The organism is Nostoc sp. (assembly GCF_036917455.1).
Classification (GTDB): domain Bacteria; phylum Cyanobacteriota; class Cyanobacteriia; order Cyanobacteriales; family Nostocaceae; genus Nostoc.
The window spans coordinates 65,861-78,780 of sequence record NZ_JBALDK010000051.1 but is presented as its reverse complement, the minus strand read 5'-3'; the positions used below and the strand labels follow the sequence as shown (position 1 = coordinate 78,780).

Below are 12,920 nucleotides of genomic sequence, written 5' to 3'. Positions count from 1 at the left end.
GCACAGGCAAAGCCATCAAAACCCTGACTGGGCATAGCAGTGGGGTCTATAGCGTAGTCTTCAGCCCCGATGGCAAGACACTGGCTTCTGGCAGTGAAGACAAGACAATCAAACTCTGGGATGTCAGCACAGGCAAAGCCATCAAAACCCTGACTGGGCATAGCAGTTGGGTCTTAAGCGTAGTCTTCAGCCCCGATGGCAAGACACTGGCTTGTGGCAGTGATGACAAGACGATCAAACTCTGGGATGTCAGCACAGGCAAAGCCATCAAAACCCTGACTGGGCATAGCAGTTGGGTCAAGAGCGTAGTCTTCAGCCCCGATGGCAAGACACTGGCTTCTGGCAGTGATGACAAGACGATCAAACTCTGGGATGTCAGCACAGGCAAAGCCATCAAAACCCTGACTGAGCATAGCAGTACAGTCTATAGCGTAGTCTTCAGCCCCGATGGCAAGACACTGGCTTCTGGCAGTGTTGACAAGACGGTAATTTTATGGGATTTGGATTTCGATAATTTATTACACAGTGGTTGCAACTTGTTGAATAATTACCTAGTTGCCCATCCAGAAGCGTTAGAAGAGTTGCAATCATGTCAAACTCCATCTCGCTTGGTGTTGGGGGCGACAGCGTTAGTCATCCAAGGTGATAAGTTAGCGCGAAATGATGATATTAATGGCGCTGTTGAAAAGTTCAACAAAGCACAGCAGTGGGATAATAATTTAAAGTTTGATTCCCAGGCGAGAGCAAAAGAGTTTGTCAACAAAGGCAATGCTGAACGCTTAGTTGATGAAGGAGACAGCCGCTTACAAGAGAAAAAGTTTAAGGAAGCGATCGCAGCTGATACCGAAGCTCTAAAGTTTGATCCAAAAGTCGAAATTCCTATAAGTTCTTGGGCTGAACTATGCCGCCAAGGTAGTCTGCAAAAACAAGCTGCTTATGTGTTACCAGCCTGTGAAAAAGCCGTTGCACTTGCACCTGAAGATGGCAATATTCGTGATAGTCGTGGCTTGGCTAGGGCGCTAACAGGCAACTATCAAGGAGCAATTGAGGACTTTGAAGCATACATCGCCCAGCCTGGAGATAAAGATAGTAAAGCACAACGGCAGCGCTGGGTGAAAGATTTACGGGCGGGGAAGAATCCGTTTACAGAAGCAGAGCTTAAGAAATTACAGAATTAGTTCAAAGAGGTGGTTAGAAACCGCCCTGGCTTTGCAATACTGTTCGTTTAAGGCAAGAGACGCGATAAATCGCCGTCTTTACAATAATCAGTCCTTCGTCTTGACGGCATATCGCGTCTTTGGGATCTATTATTTTCATCAAATAATCTTAACCGAACCATATCGTGCTATAGCTCAGAACCAATATGTTTCATGAAGCGTTGCAAAACTGCTTCTGGGGTGAGGTTGGGACGGGGTAGCTTTTCTAAAGTCCCTGGACGGATTTTTAGATGAGCAAATTTAGGTCTAGTGTTAGTCTCTGCGCTAAATAAAGCATCTAAAAGGGCTGAATCGTCTCCGGCTAATGTAACGCCATAACCGCACGCTTCGGCAATTTTGGCAAAGGAGATACCCGCAGAAACGGTGGCTTGTGCGCCTGTGGAATCGTGGACTTCATTATCTAAGAGAATATGGATTAAATTAGCACCGCCATAAGTGCCAATAGTCGCAAAATTACCCATTCGCATTAATGCTGCACCATCGCCATCAATCACCACAACCTTCAAGTCTTTCCGTGCTAACGATAGTCCCAATCCCATTGAAGAAGCGCAACCCATAGAGCCAACCATGTAAAGATGATTGGCACTATCTTTACTGGCGAAGAGTTCGCGTCCCGTATATCCAGTGGTGGCAATTACTACAGTGTTTTCTGCATCAATGAGTTCCACAATCCGCGCTAGTGCTTCGCTGCGAGAAATGCGTTGTTCTTTATTTTCCCGAAAAAAGCTTTGCTGAATATGAGCGCTATTACTATTTTCTCGTTCGGGGATAGAAGAACGGGTGAGTGCATGGGGGGCGATCGCTCCCTTACGCATAATTAGAGCATAAGGACGGCGCTCTTGTTGTATGTAAGCTGTGGCTCTTTGTAGAACGGGTTCTATTTCTGCTGCATCTGTAGGAAAATATTCCCAAGGTACAGTCATAGTTTCCAGCAATTTCTCTGTGATTTGCCCCATTAATTCATGTTGCGGTTCATCTTGTAAATTGCGATCGCCCCTTAGAGTACAAATCAGTAGCAGCGGAATCCGAAATATATAAGTAAGGGAGGTTAGCGGGTTAACTGCATTTCCCAAACCAGAGTTTTGCATCATTACTATAGCTGGTTTTCCAGTAATTGCTGCTCCGGCTGCGATCGCTACAGCATCTCCCTCATTAGCTGCGGAAATATATCTAAGTTGAACGTCATTGATGACGTAGTTAATAAAAGGCGTGAGAAAAGAACAGGGTACGCCAGTGTACCACCCAAAGCCAAAATTACGCGCCGCTTCTACAAATTCCTCTGCCTGAATCATAATTAAAAATTTACAGCAATTTCCAGGTATTTAAACGATTGAGATGGGGATTGGGAAGTTGAGAGTGGCGATAAAAAATTATTACTTCGACTTCAGAAAGCAAAACTTGCGCTTCAGAACTCAAAACTTTAACCTCAAAGCTTCGCCGATGAACCTCAGAGCTTCGTCGATGAACCTCAGAGCTTCGCCGATGAACCTCAGAGCTTCGCCGATGAACCTCAGAGCTTTGTCGATGAACCTCAGAGCTTTGTCGATGAACCTCAGAGCTTTGTCGATGAACCTCAGAGCTTCGTCGATGAACCTCAGAGCTTCGCCGATGAACCTTAGAGCTTTGTCGATGAACCTTAGAGCTTTGTCGATGAACCTCAGAGGTTGTTTGAAAACTAGTTAGCTGTGATTTTAGTTGCTTGTTGATCCCCCCTAACCCCCCTTAAAAAGGGGGGAACCGGATATTAAAGTCCCCCTTTTTAAGGGGGATTTAGGGGGATCTAAAACCTTTTGCTACCAACGAGAGGACTTTTCAAACATCCTCTTAAAGCTTCATTGACGAAGCTCTGAGTTCAAAATTTTCACCTCCTCACTCCCCACTCCCTATTGTTTCAATTGAAAAGCAAGGTCAAGATCGTCTAAAGAATTAACATCTAACCAGTTACCGCGAATATAAAGCACCTTGATTGGTTTTCCTTGCTCGATTAAATAATTGCATAATTCTGGCAAACCCAAACTCTTGAATTCTGGTCGTTTTTGCAACTCATTGAGTGCTTCACTCACCCACTCTCTACCTTGACTCCGCAAGCGCAGCATCCCAATCCAGCGTCCGCTAGAGTTTCCTAATTGCGTTTGTGTTGTTTTAGAAATGTCCAACAAGTTAACATCCTGTCCAAACAGAGAAAGATCGTCTGGAATTGAGCAATAGGCGTAGTCAGGTGAACCGCTAACAGATTTGCTGTTCGCCACAGAATCAACTACAGCCACAATTTCTCCAGGACATTCTAATAAATCGCGCAGGATGTAGCTTCTAAATAGTAAATCACCGTAAAGCACCAGCATTTCTTCGCTGAAGCTACTTTGAGCTACGGCTAAGGATGCTAATTCTCCCGTTGTTTCATAATCTGGGTTGCGGATGACTTTAGTCCCCGGAACGTTAATAGTTTCTGCTTTGTAACCTGCGACCACTGTAATATCGTTGATGGCAAGTTTTTTGAATTTGTCCACCAACAACCTGAGTAGAGGTTTACCTCCAAGGGGTAACATTACTTTTGGTTTATCTTGCGTCAATCCTGCTAATTCTTGGCCTCTGCTAGCAGCCAAAACGATCGCTTGGGTATCGTAGCGTCCGTTGTTGAAGTAGCGCTTTTCAGCTTCTAACAGTTCATCCGCACCCTGTAGCCGGAAAATTTCTTTTACAGGGGCAATATCATCTTCAATGTTGATTAAAGTTTCACTAGCTTTTACTTCACGTGCGATCGCTTGCATACTAGCAACAGCAGATCGAATCAGATGGTTTGCCCAAATGACCAAATTAACTTCGGCTTTGCGAAACACATCGGTAGGAGTACTGTAATATTTAGTCGGTATAAAAACCAACGGGGAACGACCCGCCCATTCTTTAGCAAAGGCTAGCACTTGGTCAGGGCGCGATGATTTACTGTGAATCAAGATGGCGGTTGCTCCGGCGGCGTGGTAAGCTTCAGCTCGGCGCATTGCTTCTGAAAGATCCCAACCGGCAATCAAAGCTTCGAGTCGGGCGACAATGCAAAAATCTGGGTCTGTCTGACTATCCTTACCTGCTTTAATTTTGCCGCAGAATTCATCAATTTCAGCCAAAGGTTGGCGACTACCGTTAATAAAGCTGTTGGTTTTGGGAAAAAGTTTGTCTTCAATACAAACTCCAGCAATACCTCGCTGTTCTAATTTCTTAACTAAGCGACGCATGTTGTTAAAGTTGCCATAGCCTGTATCGCCGTCTAATAAAATCGGGATGCTGGTAACATCAGACATAAATTCAAGCATTTCCACAATTTGAGTCCAACTGGCTTCATTATTATCTCGAACGCCATATTGAGCAGAAAGGGCTAATCCACTCGCCCAAATTCCTTTAAATCCAGCTTCTTCCACAATCCGGGCGCTAATCCCATTGTGAGCTTCCATGATGAAGTCGAGTTGAGGCGATTCTAATAATAGCCGCAATTGGGCACACTTACTTAAGTTTGCAGTGGTATTTGTGGGTGCAAATATTTGATGCATCTATTCTGCTTTTTTCAACCTATATAATAATTGAAGATATTTTTAGAGATTTTCTGCGGCTTCTATCTGAGGTAAAATATCATTCTTCGCACGTTCAATATCCTGGGGAAAATCGATTTCTAACCAAGGTAATCCAGTGATGTCTTCGTAACCAAATGTTTCTGGAGTTTCTAACAGCAGATCCCGAATTACTTCTTCATAAGGTTCATCATCCAGTCCATCAGCAACATATTGTTCTGTGCGAGTAGCAAGATGGTGAGCAGCAGCACTCCCAAAACGAAAGAATCCTACTGACTCGCCTGCAAAATCATAAGCTAAACCAAGAGCTACTTTTTTGCGAAACTCTACTAGATAATTATCTCTGACACAAAGCTTCACGGGTTCATCCCCAGGTTCAAAATCTCGATCTAGTAAAAAGCTGTTGGGGATATTTGTCTTTACCAGTCGTTCGATGATGCGGCGATCGCACAACACATCTGCATCCATTAATAATATGTCATCACCAGCAGCTAAATGCTGACGTACAGCCCAAAGGCTAATTACACTGCCTTTGGTGTAGTCAGGATTATAAACTGTACTAACCCAATTTTCGGCTCCTAATGCTTTGATTTCATCCTGAATTTTTTGTGATTCATAACCTACAGCAATTACCAACTCGTCAATCTGGCAATGACGAAGATTGTTCAAATGGCGCTCTAATAAAGATTTCCCGTTAAATTTAAGTAAGCATTTGGGTTGATTTTGCCCGTCTTTACCTAAGCGTCGTCCAACGCCAGCAGCTAATATAATTGCCTTCATTGTCAAGTCACCAACAAAGCTAAAACACCAGGAAATCTATAAATTTTCCCAGTATTTTATAATGACTGTTTTTTACTCAAGACAATATTTGTTAATTAATTCTTAACATGGAAGAAACAGTAACTCTGTATCGCTTCAACTGCGAAACACTTGGCGAAACCCAAAATAGGCGATCGCATCTTTCATATTTGAGGCAAAACGTTTTACCATACCCATACGGATATCGGTGACGTACTCCAAAGTCAAGACAATACGCTGTTCATTTTCACCCAAAGGCGTAACTCTGTGGTAAAGCTTGTCACCATTGAATAAGACTAGAGTACCAGGAGTTATGGAGAGCGATCGCATTTGCGTCTCCCGTTCTGGAATATCCTTGTAGAGTTGATATTCCAGCTTACTGGATGAATTATCAACTAAACCAAGCAACACTGTATAGCGTTTCCCGTGATAGTAAGAGGTATCGTAATGATACTGAATGTGGTCTCCAGGCTCAGTGTAATAGTACAGCGCGTAAGTATGGGGATCGGTATCAGGACAGGGAAGGAGTTTTTCTCCCGTAATTTTGTTCAGGAACTCAAAAAAGGCACTGAGTTGATAAAACTCTCCAAAAATCGGAGCAAGGCTGTCTAAACTATAGCGGCTGATACTACCGCCCTTTTTATGATTGGGAATATAGTTGCGGTTGATAGCAGGTTGCAAAGATGGCAAAAGGGTTAGAAACTGCTTGATGATGGAGTTAGGGAGAAAGTTCTCAACCACCAACAATTCATTCTGTGCTTGAAACTCCGCTTGAAGTTTTTGGTAATCAACAACTGCTATAGCTTTATCAATTTCAGTTTGAAGCTCCATTGATAGTTTGATAGTAGTACAGGATTGCAAAAATCAACATTCATTGAATTTTAGTTCAAGGCAGGGAAAGGTTTGTCGAACTCACCTTGTTTTGTGCCCAATTCCTAATTCCCTTAATTTGCTTCAGACTGTGGGAGTGCAAAGAATTGCCAAATTACCCATAAAGCAAAGGTTGGTGCCCCAATTGTAGCTGCTATTAGTAACGGTTCTAATCCATCTAGTAAGGTAACTATGGGAAACAAATACAGCACATCTTCAATGTCAAACCCGGCAAAATTTGGTTGACGGCTAGCGTCTTTACCTAAACGCTGTTCCATTTGGTTTCGCAAATGAAAGATGCAAGCAACAGACACCCCAGATACTATCCCCATCAGCAATGCCCACCAACCAAATCTTCCCTCTCTAAGACCATATCCAATGCACACAAACAATAGAATGTGGATAATAGCGTCACTAGCGAGGTCATACTGATGTCCCCATTTGCTGCTTTTTCCACTCAAACGGGCTAATTCACCATCTGTATGATCTAGAAAGTTGGATAAAGCAAACAGCCATGCCCCAATGTTAGCCCAGACGATATCGCCAACCGCGTAGGCATAGCCCGTCGTAGAAATCGCTACGGCAGCCGCCAACCCTGTTACAAGTCGTACTGTGGTGAGATGATTAGGGTTTACCCAACTATCTTTTAGAGGTTTAACTAGCCAGTAAGCAAGTTGAGCATCCCAAGGCTTTGCGATCATAGATAAATTTGAATTTGATATGGTCTTTGAAGAGCTATAACAGTAATTATTAACTACTCAAAACCTTAATTGATAATTGATAATTCATAACTTTTGTCTTCTTGTACTATTAGCTTTCCATCTTTAGTTAGCTTGAGTTGTTGCCCTCGCCACTCTATAGTGTTGCCAATCAAGCCAAAACACCAAATAGCAAAGCTGAACAAGTCGCACACAGGAACAAGCCACAGAAACTTTTTGACAATTGGATCTTTCAAACTAATAGTACCAACGAACCAAGCCATAAGCAATCTTGTTATCCAACAGATACATAGTCCTAGCCATCCTAGTATTGAGCCATCCGTGGTAATTAACAGCAACAAGCTACTGACTACACCATAGGTAAAAATGAGTCCTACATAACCCCAAGGACGAGAAACTCGTTTACCACGCGCCCAACGGATTTGTCGCCTGATGGCATCAACTAAGTTGTTACTTATTTGTACGTGTTCAACGATGTAGTCAGAAAGCACAACTTTGTAACCTGCTTGGACAGGTAGATAGCCAAGTTGGAAATCATCTGCCAAATAATCAGCGATCGCTTCAAATCCACCGATCGCTTCTAGTACTTTTTTCGGAATGGCAATGGTGGAACCAAAGGCATATTTTATACCATTTTCTTTGATATTGCTGACTAAAACCCCTGCATGAAATTCTGTAGTAGTACCAATAGCTTCTAATACCGATATCCATCCTTGAGCTAAGGCTCGATACATACAGGTAACGACACCAACGCTTTCATCTTGCAACGGCTGGATAACTCTTTGCAAATAGTCTGTTCCTACTCGAATATCACTATCAGCAAGGACTAGAATTTCGTATTTAGCTTTGGCTGCGGCATTGGCTAAGTTGCTAACTTTCAGGTTTGTACCAATGATGCGATCGCTTACTATTAACGAAATATCCAATTCTGAGAAATTGGAGATAATTTTCTCTACAACCTCTATGCAAGGGTCTTCAGAGTTTTGCACAGCAAAGATGATTTGATATTTTGGATAGTCCTGCTGACAAAATGAGGCGAGATTTTCATAAGCATTGCTATCAATTCCACAAATGGGTTTGAGGATACTAACAGGTGGATGAAACTCTAGATCGATTGGCTGGGGATTGGCAAAAAAAGTTATTGCTGCATAAATTGCACAGCAATAAAATAAAACTGATAGTATGCACAAAACTATCAGAAAACTACTAACAATCAGATGAAGATTTGTTAAGAAAATTGATACAAACATAGCCATTGATTACCAGGCAATTAATATTAGTAGTTTATAGATTCACTGCCGAGAAGTTTAGGATTTTTGTATGTACATTAAATGTAATTTTGATGACAAAGCTATTACTTTTGAATTATGAAAAATCAAATTTAGGTAGTACGTTGGGATAGGAAATGATGGTTGGTAATTTCAAAGCCGTTAGTAAGGAGCGCTTCGCGGACTCGATCGCTTAACAATGCAGCCAGTTCTGCTTCGCCTGTGCCTAGTTCTCCATTTGCGTTGGCGTTCGCGCAGCGTCTCGTAGAGAAGCCCACCACAGGCATCGCTGGATGAGAGTAAATCTCTACCAAGTTTGCCTGAATTTGGGGTATCAACCCAAGTAAATATTCTTCTGTAATGCCCCCAGTTTGCAATAAACCGTAAACTCTTTGGGTAAAGCTAATACCTTGGGACTCTAGCAGTTTCTCACCATAGCGGCGTAGTCTGCCAAATACTCCTGACCAAACTAGCTTTGTCAGTAGATGACTGCGATTAACTCTCAAGGTCATTCCTAGCTCCTCACTGGGAAGACGAATTACTTTAATATCAAATTCTGCTGCTAGGTCAACTAAAATACGCAAGACTACTGGATGTATATGCAAATGCAAATGTCCATCAACATGAGAAAGAGGTAAACCACTAGAACGGTATTTTTCAAGCTGGGCGCGAATTTCTTCCCGTAGTTCTTGACGAGTTTCCTTAACAAATTGATAGCGCAATCCAGCGATTAATGGACTATTGGAAAAGTTACCTTGTTTGTCAACTAAATGGGGAATTTGCTCTGGTGGTAAGACAGACTTTCCACATACCAACACAAGATGTAGACCAACAGCCAGATTTGGGTGGGCACTTGCTAAGGTGACAGCCTCTTTTGCAGCATCAGCGCTCACCATCAGGCTGGTACTAGTTAGGACTCCTTGTTTGTGTGCTTTGATAATTGCTTGATTAACTCCTTCAGAGAAACCAAAGTCATCACCATTAATGATGGCGAATCGCTGTGCTTGCATAAGTTTTATATTTTTAAGACAGAATTAATTACACAGTGTCATTGCGATCGCAATCACTGTAAATATTTTTGTTCATTTACTTATTTAGCTGGGTTTCTGTCACTTCCTCCATAAAAACAACCAAAAATTAACTAACCAACAACTACTGATTCTGCTTTGGCTGTTGCTTGGGTGCGACGGTCTTTCAAGTAAGAGAAAAATTCTCGCCCTTCACGCAAGCGGCGCACTAACATTTGGGGATCGGTAAGCATTTCACCAACAATAGGGATAATCGCTCTGGGACGGAAGTAGAACTTACGATACATTCTCTCAACTGCATCCTCAATCTCAGCACTGGATAGATTTGGATATTGCAGTGTAGACATTTGAATTCCTGAACTAGCAACTAAAGAACTGTTGCTAAACCAATTATTTTCTTGTGCTTGACGATAAAGTTCTGTTCCGGGATAGGGAGCGGCGATGGAAACCTGAATTGTATGAGGACTAATATCGCAAGCAAACCGGACTGTTTCTTCTATGGTTTGTGGGGTTTCGTCAGGTAAACCAATGATAAATGTGCCGTGTACGGTAATGCCAAGTTTATGACAATTTTCCATAAACTTCCGCGCGACTTCCAGCTTGATTCCTTTTTTAATCCCGTCTAGAATTTGCTGATTGCCAGATTCAAATCCGACTAAGAGTAAACGTAAACCATTATCGCGTAGTTGTTTGAGGGTGTCATAGTCGAGATTGGCACGGGCGTTACAACTCCAAGTTAGTTTGAGTCGCCGCAGATGTTCGCTAATTGCGATCGCACGCTGTTTGTCAATCGTAAAGGTGTCGTCGTCAAACATATATTCTCGCACCTTGTCGCCGAAGATCGCTTTCGCTTCTTCCATTTCGCGTCCAACTGCTTCTGGGCTTTTAGTACGGTATAAGTGTCCGCCAATTGTTTGCGGCCAAAGACAGAAGGTACATTTTGCCGGACAACCCCGCCCAGTGTAAAAGGAAATGTATGGATGCAATAAGTAGCCAATAAAATATTTGCTGATATCCAGATCGCGGTGATAAACCGGCAAGACACTGGGCATAGAATCCCAATCGTGAATCAAGGGGCGGTCTTCATTATGACGGATATTCCCCTGGCGATCGCGGTAGCTCAAACCTGTGATTTCTTCCCAAGATTTACCTTCTGCCAGTTCTTTGCAGGTATAGTCGAATTCGTGACGACATACAAAGTCAACGATCGGGTTTTCAAGCAACGTCTGTTCTGGTAAGACTGCTACGTGCGCTCCAATCAAACCAATCTTGACATTCGGGTTTTGAGCCTTGATTGTTTGGGCACACTTCACATCATTAGGCAGCGAAGGCGTGCTGGTGTGCATGATAATTAGCTCGTAATCTTGAGCAATTTCGATGACATCTTCTACTGTTTGACCGTGTGGAGGTGCATCAATCAGCTTGCTACCAGGCACAAGGGCTGCGGGTTGCGCCAGCCATGTAGGATACCAGAAGGAAGTAATCTCACGCTTGGCTTGATATCGGGAACCGGCTCCACCATCAAAACCATCGAAGGAAGGAGGGCTGAGAAACAAAGTTTTTTTCACAGGTATATTTCCTTATATGTAGTTCAGCGGTTCTACTTAACACTTTTTTAGGATAAAACCTAAAAAGCAGCATAGCCGATTCTAGTCCTAAATTTTTTTGCTAATCCCTAATTGGCTTATCTAGGGAATTCCTTCTGAGTGCGACCGTCCAGTTAGTCACACTTTTGACATTAGATTGCAATATCTCTGTCATTTAGATAGGTTTTACTAAACCTTACGTTGATGTTAATATAAGTAAATTTCATGAGTGAAAACGAAATAGCTGGCTCAGTATGCTAAGACGGCTCATACAGAGTCTTATTCATTTGTTTTCAGTCATTTACCGTTCACTGCTGACTGTAAAAGTCAGAATGCTTGCCGAATCAACCATTAATGCGAGGTACAAAATGACAGTTCAATCTTCTAGTTCGATCCAGCAAAAAGTCACCAGTCAAGTGCTATCAGTGCCTGTACAATCTGCGCTCTATATTGCACTGTGTTCTTTGACTCTGTGGACAATTTATTTCACTACATACCCCGCTATCCATGACACAACTCATACTCTGCGTCACCACACATTGATGGTGAGTTGCCATTAGTTGATTGAGTCAATGATTAGCAGGAGTGAAGAAATCAAATGACCTTATTTAAGTGGTCTAAGCCGATCGGTGCGATTTGTGCGATCGCAATTATCCTGTATGGTTGGATCGGACTTGCCCAATCCCCTCAACCATCGGTGCGGCTAACAACTAATCCACCGATTAATCAGGTTCGACCTCTTGAGGCTGAAGCCACTACAGTGTTGGGATCGGGGCACTACAATCCGCCAGTGCAGCTGATGCTCCAAGCCTTCGATGCTCAAGGGCAATCTTTAAAGGATGCCAAAATCCACTTGCAATTGTTCACCCCTCCTAAAAACCCTTGGTTCACAACAGATTTTCCGATCGTCGAAGGGACAAAGTTGCTGGACATTGAGGGCAATGCCCCAACAGGGCAGTTGCAGGTTCAACAAACCTTGCCGATCCGGGGAACGTATCAACTCCTAGTAGCAGTTACTCCGCTTGTTGCCAATGCGTTTGCGCCGATTCAGCAAACTCTGACGCTGACGCTGCCTGAAAATCCCTTAAAGTTTCGCTACTTTGGCATCCTGGTTGTGATTTTGCTGGCAGTTGGACTACTAGGAGGTTGGGTGATTGGGGGCAGACAACCGATTCAACCGGGAGAAATTGCCCCGCAACAGGTGCGATTGTTGTTGAGTGGATTGATTGTAGTAGCGATCGCTGCACTCCTGCTCGTCAATATCAGCGCTGAACTTGCCGAATCGCACATGTCGATGCCAGGTATGGGAGAAGAAGTTCCGTCCTCTGGTAAGCCCGCCAAATTGCAGTCTCAAGGACTTTATATGCAATTATCGGGTGACAAAAGTGCAACGGTGGGTCAACCTGCCAAATTGCAGGTCAGCGTCAGCGATCCTAAAACCAGCCAACCTGTAACAGATGTAGTGTTGAAGGTAACAACCACCCAACTCGAAAATAATTGGGTGGCGTTTGCTTATCAAGGGACTCCAGACAGCAACGGAAAATTGGTGTGGGAGCAGGAATTTTTTGACGGTGCCCCCCATAGCGTTGTTGTCGAGGTCGTGCCGCAAGCAAACGTCAGCCGTCAATTTCAGCCATTCCAAGTTGCAGAGAATATTCCAGTTGAAGGTGTCGCTCCGCCGATGGCTGTTCGGTTGATTTCGCTAACTTATTTCACCGGAATTGTGGTAATTGGTTTGTTGCTAGGGCTGTGGCTGCGACACAGGCAGACTCCGCGCACCGGGTTGACTTGGAAGCGTAGTGTTTCGTAAGTCAGTATCAACCTCGGTTGTAAATACATTTGCCCTGAGTTTCTTTACCAATGACCAAACAGGCTGA

The 12,920-nt window shown here is 43.4% G+C and carries 12 protein-coding genes; 4 read left to right on the top strand and 8 right to left on the bottom strand.

Annotation, left to right across the window (positions count from 1 at the left end; translation table 11 throughout):
* Nucleotides 1-1,178, top strand: a 1,178-nt coding sequence (locus tag V7K42_RS05860) for a WD40 repeat domain-containing protein (protein WP_442938526.1), incomplete at its 5' end; no start/stop codon positions are given.
* A gap of 167 nt (nt 1,179-1,345) precedes the next feature.
* Here V7K42_RS05860 and aepY read toward each other — a convergent pair.
* Nucleotides 1,346-2,509 carry a phosphonopyruvate decarboxylase gene (gene aepY / locus V7K42_RS05855; RefSeq protein ID WP_334914377.1) on the bottom strand — a complete coding sequence of 388 codons (1,164 nt, stop codon included), beginning with the start codon at nt 2,507-2,509 and terminating at the stop codon, nt 1,346-1,348.
* 64 nt (nt 2,510-2,573) lie between these two features.
* On the opposite strand from aepY, the gene V7K42_RS05850 reads away from it, so the two are divergent.
* Nucleotides 2,574-2,900 carry a hypothetical protein gene (locus V7K42_RS05850; RefSeq protein ID WP_334914375.1) on the top strand — a complete coding sequence of 109 codons (327 nt, stop codon included), beginning with the start codon at nt 2,574-2,576 and terminating at the stop codon, nt 2,898-2,900.
* 200 nt (nt 2,901-3,100) lie between these two features.
* On the opposite strand, the gene aepX is transcribed toward V7K42_RS05850, so the two are convergent.
* From aepX to hpnJ, 7 genes are all read right to left on the bottom strand, one after another.
* Nucleotides 3,101-4,756 carry a phosphoenolpyruvate mutase gene (aepX, locus tag V7K42_RS05845; RefSeq protein WP_334914373.1) on the bottom strand — a complete coding sequence of 552 codons (1,656 nt, stop codon included), beginning with the start codon at nt 4,754-4,756 and terminating at the stop codon, nt 3,101-3,103.
* Nucleotides 4,757-4,798: 42 nt separating this feature from the next.
* Nucleotides 4,799-5,554: a phosphocholine cytidylyltransferase family protein gene (locus V7K42_RS05840; RefSeq protein WP_334914371.1), complete on the bottom strand. Its 756-nt coding sequence runs from the start codon at nt 5,552-5,554 to the stop codon at nt 4,799-4,801.
* Nucleotides 5,555-5,689: 135 nt separating this feature from the next.
* The gene (locus V7K42_RS05835) at nt 5,690-6,403 is read right to left on the bottom strand and encodes a 2OG-Fe(II) oxygenase (RefSeq protein ID WP_334914370.1); all 714 of its coding nucleotides are present in this window, start codon (nt 6,401-6,403) and stop codon (nt 5,690-5,692) included.
* 113 nt (nt 6,404-6,516) lie between these two features.
* Nucleotides 6,517-7,143, bottom strand: a complete 627-nt coding sequence (locus V7K42_RS05830; protein ID WP_334914368.1) for a CDP-alcohol phosphatidyltransferase family protein — start codon at nt 7,141-7,143, stop codon at nt 6,517-6,519.
* A gap of 65 nt (nt 7,144-7,208) precedes the next feature.
* Nucleotides 7,209-8,411, bottom strand: coding sequence for a bacteriohopanetetrol glucosamine biosynthesis glycosyltransferase HpnI (gene hpnI, locus V7K42_RS05825; RefSeq protein WP_334914366.1), 1,203 nt, complete (start codon nt 8,409-8,411; stop codon nt 7,209-7,211).
* A 131-nt stretch (nt 8,412-8,542) separates the two neighbouring features.
* Nucleotides 8,543-9,439, bottom strand: coding sequence for a hopanoid biosynthesis-associated protein HpnK (hpnK, locus tag V7K42_RS05820; protein ID WP_334914364.1), 897 nt, complete (start codon nt 9,437-9,439; stop codon nt 8,543-8,545).
* A gap of 131 nt (nt 9,440-9,570) precedes the next feature.
* The gene (gene hpnJ / locus V7K42_RS05815; protein ID WP_334914362.1) at nt 9,571-11,025 is read right to left on the bottom strand and encodes a hopanoid biosynthesis associated radical SAM protein HpnJ; all 1,455 of its coding nucleotides are present in this window, start codon (nt 11,023-11,025) and stop codon (nt 9,571-9,573) included.
* 386 nt (nt 11,026-11,411) lie between these two features.
* Here hpnJ and V7K42_RS05810 point away from each other — a divergent pair, with 386 nt between their 5' ends.
* Together V7K42_RS05810 and V7K42_RS05805 are read left to right on the top strand one after the other, a co-directional pair.
* Complete coding sequence (locus V7K42_RS05810; RefSeq protein WP_292843698.1) at nt 11,412-11,603, top strand: CbtB-domain containing protein; 192 nt, start codon at nt 11,412-11,414, stop codon at nt 11,601-11,603.
* A 38-nt stretch (nt 11,604-11,641) separates the two neighbouring features.
* Complete coding sequence (locus tag V7K42_RS05805; RefSeq protein WP_334914359.1) at nt 11,642-12,853, top strand: hypothetical protein; 1,212 nt, start codon at nt 11,642-11,644, stop codon at nt 12,851-12,853.
* Nucleotides 12,854-12,920 lie beyond the last annotated feature (67 nt).

Coding starts and splice junctions, on each gene's coding strand:
- aepY (WP_334914377.1), bottom strand. CDS start 2,509: ATGATTCAGGCAGAGGAATTTGTAGAAGCGGCGCGTAATTTTGGCTTT.
- aepX (WP_334914373.1), bottom strand. CDS start 4,756: ATGCATCAAATATTTGCACCCACAAATACCACTGCAAACTTAAGTAAG.
- V7K42_RS05840 (WP_334914371.1), bottom strand. CDS start 5,554: ATGAAGGCAATTATATTAGCTGCTGGCGTTGGACGACGCTTAGGTAAA.
- V7K42_RS05835 (WP_334914370.1), bottom strand. CDS start 6,403: ATGGAGCTTCAAACTGAAATTGATAAAGCTATAGCAGTTGTTGATTAC.
- V7K42_RS05830 (WP_334914368.1), bottom strand. CDS start 7,143: ATGATCGCAAAGCCTTGGGATGCTCAACTTGCTTACTGGCTAGTTAAA.
- hpnI (WP_334914366.1), bottom strand. CDS start 8,411: ATGTTTGTATCAATTTTCTTAACAAATCTTCATCTGATTGTTAGTAGT.
- hpnK (WP_334914364.1), bottom strand. CDS start 9,439: ATGCAAGCACAGCGATTCGCCATCATTAATGGTGATGACTTTGGTTTC.
- V7K42_RS05810 (WP_292843698.1), top strand. CDS start 11,412: ATGACAGTTCAATCTTCTAGTTCGATCCAGCAAAAAGTCACCAGTCAA.
- V7K42_RS05805 (WP_334914359.1), top strand. CDS start 11,642: ATGACCTTATTTAAGTGGTCTAAGCCGATCGGTGCGATTTGTGCGATC.